At 62.0% G+C, this 19,439-nt stretch carries 15 protein-coding genes; 10 read left to right on the forward strand and 5 right to left on the reverse strand.

Features of this window, described 5'->3' with window-relative positions; genetic code table 11:
• Window positions 1-5: 5 nt before the first annotated feature.
• Entirely contained in the window at window positions 6-344 is a 339-nt protein-coding gene (locus NE623_RS07185; RefSeq protein ID WP_256273046.1) for a hypothetical protein, read from the reverse strand.
• Window positions 345-666: 322 nt separating this feature from the next.
• On the opposite strand from NE623_RS07185, the gene rfbA reads away from it, so the two are divergent.
• The 10 genes from rfbA (at window position 667) to NE623_RS07235 (ending at window position 14,709) form a co-directional block, all read left to right on the forward strand.
• A complete protein-coding gene (gene rfbA, locus NE623_RS07190) occupies window positions 667-1,551 on the forward strand; it encodes a glucose-1-phosphate thymidylyltransferase RfbA (protein WP_256273045.1) in 885 nt (294 codons plus the stop codon).
• Window positions 1,552-1,569: 18 nt separating this feature from the next.
• Complete coding sequence (gene rfbD / locus NE623_RS07195) at window positions 1,570-2,475, forward strand: dTDP-4-dehydrorhamnose reductase (protein ID WP_256273044.1); 906 nt, start codon at window positions 1,570-1,572, stop codon at window positions 2,473-2,475.
• A 3-nt stretch (window positions 2,476-2,478) separates the two neighbouring features.
• Window positions 2,479-3,543: a dTDP-glucose 4,6-dehydratase gene (rfbB, locus tag NE623_RS07200; protein WP_256273043.1), complete on the forward strand. Its 1,065-nt coding sequence runs from the start codon at window positions 2,479-2,481 to the stop codon at window positions 3,541-3,543.
• 43 nt (window positions 3,544-3,586) lie between these two features.
• Window positions 3,587-4,489, forward strand: a complete 903-nt coding sequence (locus NE623_RS07205) for a YgaP family membrane protein (protein ID WP_256273042.1) — start codon at window positions 3,587-3,589, stop codon at window positions 4,487-4,489.
• A 151-nt stretch (window positions 4,490-4,640) separates the two neighbouring features.
• A complete protein-coding gene (locus tag NE623_RS07210) occupies window positions 4,641-5,120 on the forward strand; it encodes an Lrp/AsnC family transcriptional regulator (RefSeq protein WP_256273041.1) in 480 nt (159 codons plus the stop codon).
• Window positions 5,120-6,298: a pyridoxal phosphate-dependent aminotransferase gene (locus tag NE623_RS07215; protein ID WP_256273039.1), complete on the forward strand. Its 1,179-nt coding sequence runs from the start codon at window positions 5,120-5,122 to the stop codon at window positions 6,296-6,298. The genes NE623_RS07210 and NE623_RS07215 overlap by 1 nt, the downstream gene beginning before the upstream one ends.
• Before the next feature lie 20 nt (window positions 6,299-6,318).
• Window positions 6,319-7,221, forward strand: coding sequence for a 4-(cytidine 5'-diphospho)-2-C-methyl-D-erythritol kinase (gene ispE / locus NE623_RS07220; RefSeq protein WP_256273037.1), 903 nt, complete (start codon window positions 6,319-6,321; stop codon window positions 7,219-7,221).
• A 53-nt stretch (window positions 7,222-7,274) separates the two neighbouring features.
• Window positions 7,275-7,868 (forward strand): stage II sporulation protein R, encoded by a 594-nt coding sequence (locus tag NE623_RS07225; protein WP_256273036.1) that lies wholly within the window; start codon window positions 7,275-7,277, stop codon window positions 7,866-7,868.
• 23 nt (window positions 7,869-7,891) lie between these two features.
• Window positions 7,892-11,221, forward strand: coding sequence for a PD-(D/E)XK nuclease family protein (locus NE623_RS07230; RefSeq protein ID WP_256273035.1), 3,330 nt, complete (start codon window positions 7,892-7,894; stop codon window positions 11,219-11,221).
• 2 nt (window positions 11,222-11,223) lie between these two features.
• Entirely contained in the window at window positions 11,224-14,709 is a 3,486-nt protein-coding gene (locus tag NE623_RS07235) for a UvrD-helicase domain-containing protein (protein WP_256273033.1), read from the forward strand.
• Window positions 14,710-14,837: 128 nt separating this feature from the next.
• Here the strand turns inward: NE623_RS07235 and NE623_RS07240 are convergent, their stop codons facing one another.
• The 4 genes from NE623_RS07240 to NE623_RS07255 all read right to left on the reverse strand — a co-directional run bounded on the left by NE623_RS07240 (window position 14,838) and on the right by NE623_RS07255 (window position 19,368).
• The gene (locus tag NE623_RS07240; protein WP_256273031.1) at window positions 14,838-15,578 is read right to left on the reverse strand and encodes an amino acid ABC transporter ATP-binding protein; all 741 of its coding nucleotides are present in this window, start codon (window positions 15,576-15,578) and stop codon (window positions 14,838-14,840) included.
• Window positions 15,571-16,395 carry an amino acid ABC transporter permease gene (locus NE623_RS07245; RefSeq protein WP_256273030.1) on the reverse strand — a complete coding sequence of 275 codons (825 nt, stop codon included), beginning with the start codon at window positions 16,393-16,395 and terminating at the stop codon, window positions 15,571-15,573. Before NE623_RS07245 ends, NE623_RS07240 begins: the two co-directional genes overlap by 8 nt.
• Before the next feature lie 129 nt (window positions 16,396-16,524).
• Window positions 16,525-17,442 (reverse strand): transporter substrate-binding domain-containing protein, encoded by a 918-nt coding sequence (locus NE623_RS07250; RefSeq protein WP_256273029.1) that lies wholly within the window; start codon window positions 17,440-17,442, stop codon window positions 16,525-16,527.
• A 186-nt stretch (window positions 17,443-17,628) separates the two neighbouring features.
• The gene (locus NE623_RS07255; RefSeq protein ID WP_256273028.1) at window positions 17,629-19,368 is read right to left on the reverse strand and encodes a carbon starvation CstA family protein; all 1,740 of its coding nucleotides are present in this window, start codon (window positions 19,366-19,368) and stop codon (window positions 17,629-17,631) included.
• Window positions 19,369-19,439: the final 71 nt, after the last annotated feature.

Genomic DNA, 19,439 nt, shown 5'->3' on the forward strand with positions numbered 1-19,439 from the left:
AAAAATCAGATTTTGCGCAGCATCAGAAGCCCGGCGGAGCAAATCAGAATCAATCCGATTACGCCGACCAGATACATAACAGGGAAATCCCCGGTGGCCGGGGTCTCAACCGGGGCAGGGGCTGCCGTGGCGGTGGGGGTGGCGCTGTTCTGCGCAGTGGTAATTTCCACCTTGGCGGCGGTCTCGTTGACCTTGACCGTGGAATCACTCTTCTGGGTGCGGGAGGTGGAACTGGTGGGGGTGGCCGTGGCCTGTGCCGTAGCGGCAGAGGAATTCAGCGCGCCGCAGGCTGCCAGCAACACAACGATGGCGACAAAAAAGGCCGCACAAAAAAAGCGTTTCATCGAGAAAACGCCTCCTTAATTTCAGTCTTTTTGGGGAATGTGAACTCTATCGAAAACGATGTAAACACACTACATCGTGATTTATACTTTCTGTATTGTAACACAGTCCGGCGTATCCGTCAAGGACTTACAAAGAAATAGTAACAAATTGGCAACAAACCCGCACGCGCGCCCCGCAACAAATGCACCGCACCCGGCAAGATTTGCCCCTTGCGTGGCGGGGGCAAATGCTGTATAATAGCTTTAATCGTATTGTGTGAGATTATGCCCCGATGGGATGGGCGGCGCGCACTGCACCATAATTGTAAAAGGAGTTGTAACGATGAAAGGTATTATCCTTGCCGGCGGTGCCGGTACCCGACTTTACCCGCTGACGATGGTCACATCCAAGCAGCTGCTGCCCGTCTATGACAAGCCGATGATTTATTATCCACTGTCTACGCTGATGCTGGCGGGCATCCAGGACATTCTGATTATCTCTACCCCCACCGACACGCCGCGCTTTGAGGCACTGCTGGGGGACGGCAGCCAGTATGGCCTGCACCTGCAGTACAAGGTGCAGCCCAGCCCGGACGGCCTTGCACAGGCCTTCATTCTGGGCGAGGAGTTTATCGGCGATGACTGCTGCGCCATGGTTCTGGGCGACAACATCTTCTACGGCGCAGGCTTCTCCAAGCGGCTGAAAACCGCCGCCGCCAACGCCGCCGCCGGCCGCAGCACCGTGTTCGGCTACTATGTCAATGACCCTGAGCGCTTCGGCGTGGTGGCCTTTGACAAGGACGGCCACGCGACCGACATTGAGGAAAAGCCCGCCAACCCCAAGAGCAACTACGCCGTCACCGGCCTTTACTTCTACAATAATGAGGTCGTAAAGATGGCCAAGCAGGTCAAGCCCAGCGCCCGCGGCGAGCTGGAAATCACCACCCTGAACCAGATGTACCTCGATGAGGGCAAGCTGGATGTCCAGCTGCTCGGCCGCGGCTATGCCTGGCTGGACACCGGCACGATGGATTCTCTGGTCGAGGCTGCTACCTTTGTGCAGACCGTGGAGCAGCGCCAGGGCATCAAGATTTCCGCACCCGAGGAAATCGCCTACAAATACGGCTGGATCACCAAGGAGAAGCTGCTGGAGAGCGCCGCCCGCTATGGCAAATCCCCCTATGGTCAGCATCTGAAGAATGTCGCCGACGACAAGCTGCAATACTGATAGAGTAGGGGAGTAGACATGAAAATTCTGATTACCGGCTGCCGCGGTCAGCTGGGCACCGAGCTGCAGAAGCAGCTTTCTGACGAGGGCTGCGCCCTCGGCCCGCTGCCCGAGCGCCTGCGCAAGGCTACGGTCATCCCGGTGGATGTCGATGAGCTTGACATTACCGACCGTGAGGCTACCATCAACTATATCCGCCGCCACCAGCCTGATACCGTTATCAACTGCGCGGCCTTCACCAACGTGGACGGCTGCGAGACCAACCGTGACGTGGCCTTTAAGGTCAACGCCATCGGGCCGCGCAATCTGGCGCTGGCCTGTGAGAAGGTCGGTGCCCGGCTGATTCACGTTTCCACCGACTATGTGTTCCCCGGCACGGCCAACGGCGGTGTGCCGCTGGACGAGTGCGCCGTGCCCGCGCCGATTTCTGCCTACGGCCAGACCAAGCTGCTGGGCGAGCAGTATGTCGAGCGCTTCTGCCGCCGCTACTTCATTGTGCGCACGGCGTGGCTCTACAGCAACTATGGCAAGAACTTCGTCAAGACGATGATCCGCCTGGGCCAGACCCATGATAAAATTACCGTGGTCAATGACCAGCTGGGCAACCCGACCAATGCGGTTGACCTGGCGTACCACATCCTCAAGCTGGCGGTCAGCCATGACTACGGCATCTACCACTGCACCGGCAACGGCATCTGCAGCTGGTGTGACTTTGCCACGGCTATTATGCAGGGCGCAGGGCTGGCCTGCAAGGTTGAGCCTGTGACCAGCGAGCAGTACGCGGCCATGAACCCGGCCAGCGCCAACCGCCCGGCGTGGAGCGCACTGGACAACCGTATGCTGCGCTGCACGGTCGGCGATGAAATGCGCGACTGGCAGGACGCCCTCAAGGATTATTTTGCAAACTGGAATGGAGAACTTTAATCTATGAAAACCTATCTTGTTACCGGCTGCGCCGGTTTCATCGGCTCTAACTTCGTCCACTATATGCTGGACAAGTATGAGGATATCCGCCTGATTAACCTCGACAAGCTGACCTACGCCGGCAACCTGGAGAATCTGCAGGACATCGAGAACGACGCCCGCCACATCTTTGTGCAGGGCGATATCTGCGACAAGGCGCTGGTCACCGACCTGATTGCTAAGTATGACCCCGACTACGTCATCAACTTTGCCGCTGAGAGCCACGTGGACCGCAGCATCAAGAACCCCGAAATCTTTGTCGAGAGCAATGTCCTGGGCACGGTCAACCTGCTGCAGTGCTGCAAGGATGCTTGGTATGACGCCGCCGCCAAGACCTGGAAGGAAGGCAAAAAATACCTGCAGGTTTCCACCGATGAGGTCTACGGCGCACTGGGTGCCGAGGGCTACTTCATGGAGACCACCCCGCTGTGCCCGCACAGCCCGTATTCTGCCTCCAAGGCCAGCGCTGATATGTTCGTCAAGGCGTTCCACGATACCTACGGTATGCCGATGAACATCACCCGCTGCTCCAACAACTACGGCCCCTACCAGTTCCCCGAAAAGCTGATTCCGCTGCTCATCAACAACGCCAAACAGCACAAGACCCTGCCGGTTTACGGCGATGGTATGCAGATTCGTGACTGGCTATACGTTATGGACCACTGCAAGGCCATTGATATGGTTGCCCAGGGGGGCAAGGACGGCGAGGTGTACAATGTCGGCGGCCACAACGAGCGCCCCAACATCTTCATCGTCAAGACCGTCATTGCCCAGCTGCATGACCGCCTGAAGGACGAGGGCATCAGCGAGGAGCTGATTACCCACGTGGCCGACCGTCTGGGCCATGACCGCCGCTACGGCATTGACCCCACCAAAATCAAGGAGGATCTGGGCTGGTACCCCGAGACTCCGTTTGAGAAGGGCATTGTGCTGACCATCGACTGGTATCTGGCCCACCCCGAGTGGATGGCCCACGTCACCAGCGGCGATTACCAGAAATACTACGAGCAGATGTATAAAAACAAGTGATCTGCGCGCAAACCAATTCCCCTAAAGGAGCAACATTTCCACAATGGCAAATTACAAAGAAGAACATATCCGCAATAGCCGCCGTCTGGCACGGCAGATGGTAGGCGCGGCGGCCCTGCTGCTGGCGTTTATCGGCCTGTTCACCGTGCTGGGCTGGATTGTCGGGCTGGTGCGTGTGGCGTTGGATGACAGCGACCTGCGCCTGAAATACCGCGACCGCCTGTATGGTATGGTCATGCTGGACCCGGTGGCCTTTGACGATGTCAACGCCGTGGACGAGGGCGTGTTCAAGCAGGCTGCCATCTGGGGCACCGTCTATCAGGTGCAGAACAGCGGCGGCAGCCTTGACCAGTATGAGCGCGACCCCGACACCGGCTCGGCGCTGATTCCCGCGCTGGAGATTGACACCTACATCTCCAATCTGCTGGGCCCTGACTACAAGATCACCGAGGGTACCTTCAGCACCGAGGAATTTGTCTACCAGTATGACGAGGAAAAGCAGGCCTATCTGGTGCCGGTCACCAGCTCTGTGGCGCTGTACACCCCGCAGGTGGAGAAAATTTCCCGCAAGGACGGCCAGCGCATTGTGACGGTCGGCTACGTGCCCACCACCTCCAACAATGCGACCGGCGAGCTCTCTCTGACGGCACCCACCGAGCCGACCAAGTATATGGATTATGTCTTTACCCGCGGGGAGAACCGCCAGTGGTATCTGACGGCCCTGCGCACCAGTGAGATGCAGGTGGAGGCTACCCCGACACCCGCACCCACCGACGCCAGCGTGGACAGCCTGCAAAATGAGGAGCTGGGCACGGATGCCGCCCAGCCCGAGCAGCAGTCTGCGGAGGGCGAGGCCCTGCCGGAGGACGGCAGCGATGCCGCGCCTGCCGAGGGTGAACAGCCCACGGACGGTGAGCAGCCCACCGATGAGGCTGCCGTCGGCTGAGCCTGAATGTCTATACGTGCCTGCTTCTGCCCTGTGCAGAGGCAGGCATTTTTTTGTGCCCCGGGGACACAAAATCCCATAAACAGGGATGCAATCCGCCCCCGGATATGCTATAATAGCTACATATATAGTTTAGAGAGGTGTGCACATAATGGAAGAACTGCTGCGTATTCTTGAAAAGAACGCCCGGATGCCGATTGAGGACATTGCGGCCATGCTGGACAAAACGCCCGAGGAGATTGCCGCCATGATGGACGAGGCCGCCGAGAAGGGCTATATCCGCGGCTTTGAGACGCTGGTGGACTGGGAGCAGGCCGGGGTCAATCAGGTCGAGGCTGTGATTGAGCTGCGTGTGACCCCCCACAAGGCCCGCGGCTTTGACGATATCGGTATGACCATCGCGCAGTTTGACGAGGTGGACACCGTGCTGCTGATGAGTGGCAGCTATGATTTACAGGTAATCATCAAGGGCCGCTCCTTCCAGGAAATCGCCATCTTTGTGGCAAAGCGGCTCTCTCCGCTGGACGATGTGCTTTCCACCGCCACCAGCTTTGTGCTGCGCCCCTACAAGCGCGGCGGGCGTCTCTATCTGCCCGAAGAACCCGATGAAAGAGAGTGTACCGTCCTGTGATGAATTACGATGAACTGCTTGCGCCTGCTGCCAAGGCCATGCGCCCCTCCGGCATCCGCAAGTTCTTTGATCTGGCGGCGGATATGCCGCACTGCATCTCACTGGGCGTGGGGGAGCCGGACTTCAAAACGCCGTGGAGCGTCCGCGATGCGGGCATCCGCAGCCTGGAGCTGGGCCGCACCAAGTACACGGCCAACGCCGGCCTGAAGGAGCTGCGCGGCGAGATTTGCAGCTACCTGCAGCGCCGCTTTGAGCTGCATTATAAAGAGGAAAACATTCTTGTCACGGTCGGCGGCAGCGAGGCCATCGACCTTGCCATCCGTGCGGTGGTGCAGCCCGGGGATGAGGTCATCATCCCGGAGCCATGCTTTGTCTGCTATGAGCCGATTACCCAGCTGACCGGCGGCGTGCCGGTGCACATTGCCACCCGGGCCGAGGATCAGTTCCGCCTGACGGCTGACCAGCTGCGGGCGGCTATCACCCCGCGCACCAAGCTGGTCATCTTCCCCTACCCGAACAACCCCACCGGCGCCGTGATGAGCGCCGCCGAGATGGAGGAGATTGCCGCCGTCCTGCGGGAGCACAACATTCTGGTGCTGTCCGATGAAATCTACTCCGAGCTGACCTACGGCCTTGACCGGCACGTTTCGATCGCCTCGCTGCCCGATATGGCGGAGCGCACGATTGTGGTCAACGGCTTCTCCAAGTCCTACGCCATGACCGGCTGGCGGCTGGGCTACGCCGCGGGTCCGGTGCCCATCATCAAGGTGATGACCAAGATTCACCAGAGCTGCATTATGTCGGCCCCCACCACCAGCCAGTACGCCGCCATCACGGCTCTGCGCCAGTGCGACGACCAGATTGAGATGATGCGCGACGAGTATAACCGCCGCCGCCGTTACGTGGTGAAGGCCCTCAACGATATGGGCCTGACCTGCTTTGAGCCGCGGGGTGCGTTCTACGTGTTCCCATCCATCCAGATTAGCGGCCTGACCAGCGCGGAATTCTGCGAGAGGCTCCTGCGCGAGAAGGAGGTCGCCATCATCCCCGGCTCGGCCTTCGGTGCCTCCGGCGAGGGATACGCCCGCATCAGCTACGCCTACAGCGTGGACCATCTGCAGACGGCCATGAAGCGCATCCGTGAATTTTTGACCGAGCACGGCTGGGTACAGAAGTAAAAACAGGAGAGTGACCCCTTATGCAATACCGTTCCGTTACGGTGCTGGCACCGGCCAAGCTGAATCTTTCGCTGGATGTTGTGGGCACGCTGCCCAACGGCTACCATGACCTTGATATGGTTATGCAGACGATTGATTTGTATGAGAAAATCACGCTGCGCCGCAGTAATGACCTGTCGCTGACGCTGCCCGGCAGCTTTGTGCCGGTCAATGATAAGAACACTGCCATCAAGGCGGCGCTGGCCTTTTTTGATTATACCGGCCTGCTGGCGGGCGTGAATATGACCATTTACAAGCGCGTGCCGGTGCGTGCCGGTATGGCGGGCGGCAGTGCCGATGCCGCCGGTGTGCTGGTCGGCCTGAATGAACTGTACGGCGCGCACCTCTCGATGAGCGAGCTCTGCGCGATTGGAGCGGGCATCGGCGCGGACGTGCCGTTTGCGCTGCTGGGCGGCACCTGCCGCGTGCGCGGCGTGGGGGACTTGATGAAGGCCCTGCCGCCCTGCCCGGACTGCTGGCTTGTGGTGGCTATGCCCAGTGTGGGCGTCTCCACCCCAGAGGCCTTTGCCCGGTATGACACGATGGGCAGCCCGGTTCACCCCGACTGCGAGGCACAGGAACAGGCCATCCGCCAATGCAATCTGGCCGGGGTCTGCGCCGCGGCGGGCAACGCGCTGGAGCACTGCTCCGGCGCCGAGGAGACGCCCGCCATCTGCCGAACGCTGCGGGCACACGGTGCGGCCATGGCCCAGATGACCGGCAGCGGTGCGGCGGTGTTCGGCATCTTTACCGAGGAGAACGCCGCCCGCAACGCGGTGGCCGAGCTGAAAAAGAGCTACCGTCAGGTGTACCTCTGCAAGCCCACCCACGGTGGCCCCCGCGTAACGCAGCGCCGTGTGTTTGGCGCAAAAGCAACGAAGTAAGTTTAAAGCCTCCCCTTTCTGCCCACAATACCGGTGGAAAGGGGAGAACTGTTATGATGAACCACACCCGCCGCGTGCTGGAATGGGGCTTTGGTCTGGGCCTGGCATTGACCGTTGTACTTACCGCGCTGACCGGCTGGCAGCGCACCGCCGCCCGCGTGCGCGCTGACACGCTGAGGCTGCACGTGCTGGCCAACAGCGATACATGGGAGGATCAGCTCCTGAAATTACAGGTGCGGGATGCCGTGCTGGATGCCCTGCCGCCCGCGGTCTGCGCGGCGTCCAGCCCGGAGGAGGCCGCTGCGGCCCTGCGGCAGGCCCTGCCCGCCTTGCAGGCTGCCGCCAACGCCGCCCTGCACCGTGCCCACAGTGCCCAGACCGCCCGGCTGCGGCTGGAGCAAGCCGAGTTTGCAGCGCGGGATTACGGCAGCTTTGCTCTGCCCGGCGGCCGCTATACCGCCCTGCGCGTCGAGCTGGGCGCGGCGGCGGGCCACAACTGGTTCTGCGTGCTCTATCCCGCGCTATGCGTGGCCGGGGCACAGGCCGACTACCCGACCGCCGGGGAAAATGCCATGGTGTTCGGCCGGTTTACGGTGCGGCTGGCGGCGGTGGACTTTGTGCGTGGGCTTGCCGCCCGCATCCAATGAATTCGAACGGAAAGGACGCTTCTATGCTGAATTTTATCCTTGGCCCCTCCGGGTCGGGCAAATCGCAACAGATGCTGGCCGCGCTGCGCGCACGCGCCGAGCGCGGGGAGCGCAGCATCCTCATTGTGCCGGAGCAGTTTACCTCCTCCACGGAAGGTGTACTCTTTCGCACGCTGGGGGACAGCCTTTCCGCCTATGTGGAGAGCTACTCTTTCACCTCGCTGTCCGAGGCGCTGCTGCGCCGCTACGGCGGGGCGGCTGTGCCCACCCTGACCGAGGCTGGGCGCGCCCTGCTGCTGCGCCGCGCTACCGACTCGCTGCTGGATAAGGTGGTCTACTATAGCCGCCAGCGGCGCAGTGCGGCCTTCTGTGAGAAGGCGGCCCAGACCATCAGCGAGCTGAAAAGTGCCGGTGTCACGCCGGAAATGCTGGCCGATTATGCCAAGACCCCCGGCGCAGACCGGGAAAAACTGGACGAGCTGGCGCTGATTTATGCCGCCTATGAGGGGATGCTGACCCAGAGCGCGATGGACCCCGGCGACCGCCAGCAGCGTGCGGCGGAGCGTCTGGACGCCGCCTTCTTTACGGGGCGGGCGGTCTTTATTGACGAGTTTGACACCTTCAACGCGCCCAAGCGCGCTTTGCTGGCGGCCATGCTGCCGGTGGCGGATGTGACCATCTGCCTTTGCTGTGACGGCGAGCAGGACCCCGACGGCGGTATGGGGCTGTTCAGCGGTGCTAAAAATGTTGTACATACGTTGAAACGCATGGCGCAGGAGGGCGGCATCCCCACCCACACCACGGTGCTGACCGCCGACCGCCGCCACGCGGACGCCCCCGCGCTGGCAGAGCTGAACCTGCTGCTGGCCGACCCGGCCTACACGCCGGAGCATACCGTGGACCCCGCACACCCGGCCATCACCTACCACGCAGCAGCATCCCGGCAGGCCGAAGCCAAGGCCGTGGCGGCGGAGATTGCTGTCCGCGCCCGCGCCGGTACCCCCTACAGCCGTATGGCGGTCATCTGCCGCAATGCGGAGCAGTATCTGGCCCCGCTGCGGTATGAGTTCCGCCTGCAGGGCATCCCACTGTTCTGCGATGAAGCCACCACGCCGGAAAACACCGCCCCCGCCCGCGCCGTGCACGCGGCGCTGGATTTGCTGCGCGGTGTGTCCAGCCGCAGTATTCTGCGCCTGCTCAAGACCGGGCTGGTGGATTTGCCGGACGCCCAGCAGTGTGCGCTGGAAAACTACGCCTACACGTGGCAGCTGACCGCTGCCGACTGGCGTGCCCCCTTTACCTGCAGTGCTGCAGGCTACGCCGGGCGCGACACCGAGCAGGATAAGCAGACCCTTGCCGATGCCGAGGCCGCCCGCGCCTATCTTATGGAACGCATTGCCGCCTTTGTGCCCAAGGCCAGCGGGGCCCCCGCTGCCGCGCTGACCAAGCAGCTTTACCTGTTTTTAGAGTCGCTCGGCGCGGAAAAGACCCTTGACCGGCTGGCGGAGGAGCTGCGCGCACAGGGCCGTCTGCCCGATGCGGACGAGGCTCTGCGCGAGTGGAACGTGGTTATGGGCTTGCTCGACCAGCTGGCCCGCCTGCTGGGGGATGAGGTATTTGCCCCCGCGGACTATGCCGAGCTCTTCACCCTGCTGCTGCGCACAACCGATATGGGGCATATCCCGCAGAGCCTCGACAGTGTCATTGTGACCACGGCGGGCCGTATGCGCCTGCCGGAGACAGACGCCGTCTTTGTGGTGGGCTTGCTGGAAGGAGAGTTCCCCCAGACGCCCGGCGACCAGGGCCTGCTGACCCACGCCGACCGCGATATGATGATGGAGCAGGGTGCCGAACTGCCCGATTGCTTTGCCAACAAGGTCCTGCGCGAGGGCATCTGCTTTTACAAGGCACTGACCGTGGCGCGGAAATACCTCTGGCTGAGCTGGCCCACCGCCGCCCATGCCGAGGACACCGCCCCCGCCAGTGCCGCGCTGGTCCCGGTGCTGAATTACTTACAGGTGCCGCCCTATACGCCTACGGCGGAGCAGCTGGCCGCAAGCCCCGCCGCCGCGTTGGACGTGCTGGGCCCGATGAGCCAGAACCCCGCGCAGGCGGGGGAGGGGGCCGCTGTGCGCGCCGCGCTTGACGCCGACCCGGCGCTGGCCCCCGGCTATGCCGCCGTGCGCCGCGCCGCCGACACTGCAGGGCAGAAGCAGCGTGTGGAAAACACCGCAGAGCTGGAAAAGCTGCTGGGCCGCGGGCTGCGCATCAGCCCCACCCGGTTTGAAAAATACCAGAGCTGCCCCTTCGGCTACTTCTTGCAGTACATTTTAAAGGCCGCGCCGCGCCAGAAGGCCGAGCTGGCCCCCAACATCAGCGGCACGCTGACCCACTGGGTGCTGGAAAACGCCCTGCGGCGGCAGGGAGCTGCCTTTAAGGACCTTGATGCGGAACAGCTGGAGACGCTGGTCAATGCGCTGGTCGATGAGTATGTCGCTGACAATCTGCCCGGTATGACCGTGCGGATGGAATACCTGATTGGCCGCATCCGCCGCAATTTGGTGGGGCTGCTGGGCTTCATCCAGCGGGACTTGCGGCAGTCGGGCTTCCAGCCGGTAGCGTTTGAGCTGCGCATTGATGACCGCCCCGATGCCGACAACTCCGATGCACCCCATATTGACCCGGTGCAGCTGGAGGACGGCGCGGGCCACACGATACGGATTGTGGGCACGGTGGACCGCGTGGACGCCATGCCGCTGGAAAAGCCGGGCAAAACCTACCTGAGGGTCGTGGACTACAAGACCGGCGGCAAGGAGTTCAAGCTGAAGGAGGTTTACTGCGGGCTGGATTGCCAGATGCTGCTCTATCTTTTCACGCTGGAACGCAACGGCGGGGCGCTGTTCCCCCATGCGGCGGCGGCCGGGGTGGAGTATCTGCTGGCAGACCCCGCACCCGAGAGCGTTGAGCGCCGTACACTGACCGAGGACGCAGACCCCGCGCCGACCTACCCGATGAATGGCCTGCTGCTGGATGATGAGAGCATCTACCGTGCGATGGACACCCGCGGCACCGGTGAGTTTGTGCCGCTGAATTTCAACGCCAAGACCGGCCGGGTGACAAACGCCAAGAGCACGCTGGCCGATGAGGCCAAGCTGGGCCGCATCCGCGACCATCTGGATGGTCTGCTGATTGATATGGCAAAAAACCTGTACGGCGGGCGCATTGACGCCGAGCCGCTCTGCGTGGGCACAAAATCCCCCTGCACCTACTGTGAATTCCGCACGGCCTGCGCCCACCGCGATGGTGAGCATGAGCGGACAATCAACCTGAAAGATGACCCGTTTGAGGTGTAACCATGCCTGAACAACCCAAAATCAAATTTACAGACGCCCAGGCCGCGGCCATCACGGCCCGCGGGGGCAGTTTGCTGGTTTCCGCGGCGGCGGGCTCCGGCAAGACCCGCGTGCTGGTGGAGCGCGTGGTCGGCCTGATTACCGACCCGGAGCACCCAGCGGACGCCGACAGCCTGCTGATTATGACCTTTACCAACGCGGCGGCGGCCAAGCTGCGGGCGGATATTACCACCCGCCTTGCGCAGGAGGTGCGCGCCCATCCCGGCGACAGGAACCTGCGCCGCCAGCAGCTGCTTTTGCAGCGGGCGTCCATCGGCACGGTGGATGCTTTCTGCCTGCATTTTGTCCAGCAGCACTTTGCCATGCTGGACGTGCCACCGGATTTTGAGACGGCGGAGGAGGCTGATCTGGCCCGCATTGAGCAGGAAACGCTGGCCGCCACGCTGGAAACAGCCTATAACGACCCGGATTTCCGTGCCTTTGCGGATTTGTATGACCGGGGCCGCACCGACAACACGGCGGGGGACGCCATTCTGGATTTGTACCACTTCACCCGCGCTTTGCCTCACCCGGCGGCTTCGCTGAAGGCGTTTGCCGAGATGTGGCAGACCGATGCCCTGCCGCAGGACACCCCGTGGGGGCAGGAGCTGCTGGGCATTGCGCTGGCCCGCGCACAGGGGGCCAAAACGCTGCTGGAAAGCGGCGCTGCGATTGCCGCACGGGACGAGAAGGCGGACGCCGCCTACACCGCCGTGATGCAGGACGATGCCGCCCGGGTGGAGAACCTCTGCTACCGTCTGGCCGAAAAGGACTGGGAGGGCAGCCTGAACGCGCTGGAGCTGGCGCTTGGCGGCTGGCGGCGTGCCGGGGCTGTCAAGGGCGGCAAGGACAGCAACCAGGCGGCCTCCGCCGCGTCCGAGCTGCGCGACCGCGCCAAAAAGCAGCTGGAAAGCCTGCGCAAGGATGCCCTGCTCTGCACCGGGGAGGAGTTTGCCGCCGACCGCCGCCGCGCCGCACCGCTTGTGGCGGCGCTGGTGCGGGCGGCCCAGACCTTTGCCGACAGCTGCTTTGCGGCCAAGTGCGCCGAAAAGGTGCTGGACTACGCCGATTATGAGCACTTGACGCTGGACTTGCTGCTGGACGAGCGCAACGAGCGCACGCCGCTTTGCCGCACGGTCAGCAGCCGCTACAGGGCCGTGCTGGTGGACGAGTATCAGGACACGAACGCCCTGCAGGACGCCATCTATTTTGCGCTGGCCCGGCCCGAGGCGGACAACCTCTTTTTTGTCGGTGATATCAAGCAGAGCATCTATCGCTTCCGCCTTGCGGACCCCAGCATCTTTGTGGGCAAGCAGCAGCAGTGGAAGCCCCACCCGCAGCCCGCACCTGCCCCGGCAACCCTCGCGCTGGATGCCAACTTTCGCAGTGCGCCCGGCGTGATTGCGGGCATCAACTACCTGTTTGAGACCTTCTTCTCAAAGGGTCTGGGCGGCGTCGATTATGGGGACGGCCAGCGCCTTGTGGTGGGCGGCGACAAGAACGCCGCCTATCAGGGAATGTGTGAGGTTGACGTGATGGACGGTGCCGACACCGAGGCCGAGGCACAGCACATCGCCCGCCGCATTGCGGAAATGGTGCAAAGCGGCTTCGCTGTGCGCGGCAAGGAGGGCGTGCGTCCCTGCCGGTACGATGATTTCTGTATTCTGCTGCGCGGTCGCAAGGGCTTTCCCACCTATGAGGGGGCGCTGCGCACGGCGGGCATCCCGGTGTTTGCGGATTCCGCGGCAGACCTCTTGGACGAGCCGCACATCCGCCCCTTTGCGGCGTTGCTGCGGGTCATTGACAATCCCGCGCAGGATATTCCGCTGGCGGCGGTGCTGCTCAGCCCGCTGTTCCCCTATACGGCCGATGATCTGGTGGCCCTGCGCCGCGCCTGCCCGCAGGGCAGCCTGTACGGCGCTGTGCTGGGCGATGCTGCAGACCGCTTTGCGGAGTTTATTGCGGCCCTGACCGAGTACCGCCGTCTGGCCCGCACCCTGCCGGTGGCAGAGCTCTTGGAGGAGTTGCTGGCCCGCACCGGGTATCTGGCTGCGGTGGGAGCCCTGCCGGACGGTGCGCGCTGCCGCGAGGATTTGCTCAGCTTCACGGCGTGGGCCTCTGGCGCGGGGCGTGCGGGACTGCCGGCACTCATCCGCGCTATGGACGCCGCCGCGGCCAACGGTGGACTGAACCAGAGCGCGGGCGGCCAGACCCGGCCGGGCTGTGTCTCGATTATGACGGTGCACCGTTCCAAAGGGCTGGAGTTCCCGGTCGTCTTTGTGGCGGACACCGACCACAAGTTCAACCAGAGCGATGCCATTCGCCCGGTGCTGACCCACAGCCGTCTGGGTGTTGGCGTTATGCTGCGCGCACCCCGCGCTGCCAAACGGTTCAAGACGCTGCCCTATGCGGCGCTGGCGCAGGCAATCCGCACTGAGACCCTGAGCGAGGAAATGCGCGTTTTGTATGTGGCGCTGACCCGCGCACAGGACGCGCTGATTATCACGGTGCCGCTGAAAAATACCGCCAGTTCGCTGAAAACACCCGCGGTCTGCGCCGCCGCCGAGGCCACCGGCCCGGAGGCTATGCGCAGCATGGGCAGTTGGGCGGGCTGGATACTGACCGCCACGATGCTGCACCCGGACAGTGATGTGCTGTGGAACTACACGAGCTTTCTGCCCCACCACCGCCCCACAAAGGTGGCACTGGGCATCCGGCTGCTGCCCCTGCCCGAGCAGACCGAGCAGCCACCTGCGCCGCCCGCACCCGCCGCAGACCCGGCGGCGGTAGCCCGCCTGCGGGCGAGCTTTGCCTGGCAGAGCCCGCGTGCCGCGCTGGAAAAGGTCCCCGCCAAGGTCAGTGTCAGTGCGGTGGTCCACGCGGCGCGGCCCGTGGCGCTGGAGCGCCCGGCTTTCCTGCAAAAAAGCGGTATGACCGGGGCCGAGCGCGGTACCGCCATCCATGCCTTTATGCAGAGCGTGCCATTTGACGGCCCGGCCCCCGACCTTACCGCCGAGGTGCGCCGCCAGACCGAGCTGCAGCTGCTTGACCCGGCGCTGGCGGACAAGCTGGATCTGGACGCCGTGCGGCCGTTTTTTGAGAGCGCCGTCTGGCGGCGTATCCGGCTGGCTAAGCAGATTCTGCGCGAGGAGCCGTTCATCACGGCGCTACCCGCCGCAGAAATCACCCCCGCCGCTGGGCAGGGAAGTGCCGCCGCAGCCGAGGTGCTGGTGCAGGGCATTGCGGATTTGGTGCTGGTGTTCGACGAGCACGCGGAAATCCTCGACTACAAGACCGACCGCAGCCGTGACGCGCAGTTTTACGTGGATGAGTACGCCGCCCAGCTGCGGCTCTACCGCCGCGCCTTTGCCCAGCGGCTGAGCGTGCCGGTGACAAAGCTGACGATTTACAGCTTCGCGCTGGCGGATGAGATTGACATACCGCTGTGAGGTAATTTGCAGGGGGCAGTGTCTGGTGCCGGCCTGCGGGCGAGCGATGCTCGCCCCTACAAAATCTGTGATAAACAAAAGGACGTATCGGCAAAGGGATGCCGATACGTCCTTTTTATTTGTGCAAGTTACGCCTGCCGGAAGCGGCTCAGGAACTCGACGGTTTTCGGGTTCTGGGGGTGCTCAAAGATGTCGGCGGGGGTGCCCTCCTCACAGATGACGCCGTCCGCCATATAGACCACGTGGCTCGAAACATCGCGTGCAAAGGCCATCTCGTGGGTCACGACAATCATCGTCAGGCCCTCCTTGGCCAGCTGGCGCATAACGGCCAGCACCTCGCCTACCATCTGGGGGTCCAGTGCGCTGGTCGGCTCATCAAACAGCAGAACCTCGGGCTGCATGGCCAAAGCACGGGCAATGGCCACACGCTGCTTCTGGCCGCCGGAAAGCTGGCGCGGCTTTGCGTGGATGTAGGGGGCCATACCGACCTTTTCCAAATTGGCAAGGGCGGTCTTTCTGGCGGTCTCCTTGTCCTGATGCAGTACGTACCGCAGGCCCGCGGTGCAGTTGTCCAGCACGGTCATATTGTTGAAGAGGTTGAAGCTCTGGAATACCATGCCGACCTTGGCGCGGTAGGCGCAGGGGTCAGAGCCCTTGGCCGTGATGTCCTTGCCGTGGAACAGCACAGCGCCGTTCGTGGGGGTCTCCAGCAGATTGATGCAGCGCAGCAGGGTGGATTTGCCGCTGCCGGACGCGCCGATGATGCAGGTGACGTCGCCGGAATTGACGGTGAAATCCACATCGCGCAGGACAACATGGGTGCCGAAGCTCTTGGAGAGGTGGCGTACCTCAATAACAGGCTCAGACATGGGCTGCGCCTCCCTTCATATCCAGATTCTGGGACTCATGGTTCGGGTCGGGGGCATTGTACATACCGCTGGTATAGGCCAGTGAGTCGGTGGTGTTCAGGTCATAGTTCTGCGGGCCGTCCAGCGCCTTCTCCCACAAACGGAGTAGATAGCTGGCAAACAGCGTCATCGTCAGGTAAATCACCATGACGATGGCCGCGCTCTCAAAGTAGGTGTACAGCGCGCCGACCACGCTCTTGTGTACAAAGAACAGGTCGGTGATGGAGATAACGCTCAGCACAGAGGTGTCCTTGATGTTGATGATGAAGTTGTTGCCAATCTGCGGGATGATGTTGCGCAGTGCCTGCGGCAGAATGACGTGCAGCATCGTCTGCCAGTGGTTCATACCAATGGCCATGGCACCCTCGGTCTGGCCGGGGTCGATGGAGACAATGCCGCCGCGCACGGTCTCGGCCATATAGGCACCGGTATTGATGGAGACAATGAAAAAGCCTGCCTGCCACATACCCATCTTGATGCCGAACACCTGCAGCAGGCCGTAGTAGATAAAGACGGCCTGCACAATCATAGGCGTGCCGCGGAACAGCTCCACATAGCAGCGCAATACAACGTGCAGGATTTTCAGCAGCACGCGCTTCCAGATGGGGTCGCGCTGCTTGTCAATGGGGATGGTCTGCAAAGCGCCGACTGCAAAGCCAATCAGGCAGCCGAAAAACGTGCCGACCAGGGCCAGCAGCAGGGTTGTGCCCGCGCCGCGCAGATACGAAAAACCGTATCGCTGCAGCACGGTGGCACAGTTTGCGAAAAAGTCTTGCATAGGGAAGTTCTCCTTTTATAAGGCAATACCGCTTAAGCCGTAAGGCGCGAATTGTGCGGTGTTGCCATAATTCCGCTTCACCAACACCAAGGCCCCTGCCGCGCAAAACGGCAGGGGCAGGCGGGTAAATTACTCGCTCAGGGGCTGAACGCTGATGGCTTCATCCATCATCTTGTTGTAATCATCGGTGGTCATGGTGGCCAGCACCTCATTGATGGCGTCCTTCAGGGCGGTGTTGCCCTTCTTCATCGAGATGCCGATGTTGATGTCCTCATCGCTGACGGCAAAGTCCTTGTCACCGCCGCCGAAGTCCAGCAGGGTGAAGTCGGGGTAGGCAACCAGCGCGGCCTGAGCGGTGGGACGGTCGGTGACAACGATGTCGCAGGCACCGCTGTTCAGGGCAACCAGCATGGCGGGGGCAGTCTCCTGCGCGGGCAGAATGTTGGCGTTCTCAATCTGCGGCAGGCAGGTGTCATACCAGATGGTGCCCAGCTGGCTGGTGGCGGTAGCGCCGGCCAGATCGGCCACGCTGGCGGCGTTGGCGTAGGCGCTGTCCTTTTTGGTCAGCGTGATGATGGAGGCGTAGTAGTACGGGTCACTGAAATCGACCTGTGCGGCGCGGTCAGCCGTGATGGACTGACCGGCAATGACGCAGTCCACATCGCCGCTCATGACGGCGGGAATCAGGCTATCCCAGTCCAGCTTGACGATCTGCACCTTCTGGCCCAGAGCCTCGCCAATCTTCTTGGCCATCATAACATCGTAGCCGTAGGCGTAATCGCTGGAGCCGCGGATCTCCACAGCGCCGTTGGCATCATCGCTCTGGGTCCAGTTGTAGGGGGCGTAAGCGCACTCCATAGCAACGGTCAGGGTGGTGGGGTCACCGTCACCGTCCGGGGCAGCGGTGGTGTCCGCGGCGGCCTCGGTGCTTTCGGCTGCGGTGGAATCTGCAGCAGGGGAGGTGGTGTCAGTGCTGGAGCCGCAGGCGGTCAGGCCCGCAGCCAGCACAGCGGCCATAGCAAGGGCCAGCGCGTTCTTGAGCTTCATGGTTGGTGTTCTCCTTTACCTTTATAAAATTTCCCTTATATTCATACAAAAAGCCCCGGCGTTCCACTGTGCGGATCACCGGGGCTAGATGTCTTTATGACTGCCGAATGGTGCAGTGTGCTGCCGCGCCATTGCGGCCGTATAAATAGTACACTATGTGTGTATATTTGTCAAGCAGTGTTTTGCTCAGACAGCCGCCTTTTCGCTGCCCTTCTCGCTGGTTTTGTAGCTCTTGACACTGTGGAACACAATGTTCAGGCCCAGAACAATCAGCAGGATGGCCAGAATCAGCTGCAGACCGTTGGCGATAAAAACGGCGCCCCAGGTCGTCTCACCGGCCGGGATGGTGGTGGAGGCGGCGGCAGCGATGGCCTTGACCATGGCAATCAGGCGCTGCACCAGTGCGGTGAAGGTGACGCAGAGCATGATGACCAGCGGCGGGAACAGCATCTTGTTGTTGCGGCCGGTGACCTTGAGAAAGACGCACAGGGTGGCCAGAACCAGAGCGCTCAGCAGCTGGTTGGCAGAGCCGAACAGCGGCCAGATGTTGGCGTAACCAATCTGGGTCAGCAGGAAGCCGAAGGCCAGGGTGATGAAGGTGGAGAAGTAGACGTTGCAGAACAGCTTGCGCCAGCCCTCAGTATGCTCCATATCGTCAACGCTGAACAGCTCCTGGAAGCTCATACGGCCGATACGGGCCACGGCGTCCAGACTGGTCAGGGCCAGAGCAGAAACGCACATCGTCATAAAGACGGTGGCAACGGAAACAGGCACGCCGAACATCTCAAAGAAGCCGGCAACGCCGCGGCTGAAAATCTGGAACGGAGTGCCGGAGGCGGGGGTGCCGTCCGCGGCAGCGGCAGCACCGGCCACGCAGAGGGCCAGAACAGCCAGCAGGCTCTCGAGCACCATGGCGCCGTAGCCAACCTTCAGCATATCCTTCTCGTTCTCAACGGTCTTGGAGGAGGTGCCGGAGGAAACCAGGCCGTGGAAGCCGGAAACCGCGCCGCAGGCAACCGTGACGAAGAGGATGGGGAACATCGTGCCGAGCTTCTCATTGTTGAAGCCGGTAAAGACAGGCAGGTTCATCGCGGGGTGTGCAACAACCAGACCGATAACGGCACCGGCAATCATGGCACCGAACATAAAGGTGGTCATATAGTCGCGGGGCTGCTTGAGGAGCCACATGGGCAGAACAGCAGCGAAGAAGATGTAGACGAAGGTGATGTAGCTCCAGGCGGCCTTGCCGAAGATCAGCGGGCAGTTCATGCCAATCACGAAGGAGAGGACGATGAAAACGATGCCGATGACGGCTTCTTTCCAGCCGGAGAAGTTGAACTTCTTCTGAATCAGGCCGAAGATAACGGCGAACACCATGAACATGATGGAGACCATACCGGCAGAACCGTTGGTGACAGCGGCGTCAGACAGGCTGGTAACGCCATCGGTGGTGACATAGGCGTTGAAGGTACCGGCAACCATATCTGCGAAGGCGGCAATGACGATACCGCAGAACAGCCAGCAGAACAGCAGGAACAGCTTGCGGCCGGTCTTGCCGATGTACTTCTCAATCAGCAGGCCCATGGACTTGCCGTCATTCTTGACGGAGGCGTACAGAGCGCCAAAGTCGGTGACAGCGCCAAAGAAAACGCCGCCAATCAGAACCCAGAGCAGAACGGGCAGCCAGCCGAACGCGGCAGCCTGAATGGCACCGGTGACAGGGCCTGCACCTGCAATGGAGGAGAACTGGTGGGCAAACACCGTCCAGCCGTTGGTGGGAACGTAATCCTTGCCATCCTCCAGCCGCACAGCAGGAGTCTTGGCGTTGGGGTCGATGCCCCAGGTCTTTGCGAGCCAACGGCCATATCCGGCGTACGCACATACCAGAACGACCGCGGCAATCAGAACGATTACAAGCGTATTCATTTTACATGAATCCCTCTTTCCTGTTAGATTTTACAATCGCTTGTGCTACTTACTTTACTGCGATGTTCGTA

It is taken from the genome of Gemmiger formicilis (assembly GCF_024462815.1).
Taxonomy (GTDB): Bacteria; Bacillota; Clostridia; order Oscillospirales; family Ruminococcaceae; genus Gemmiger.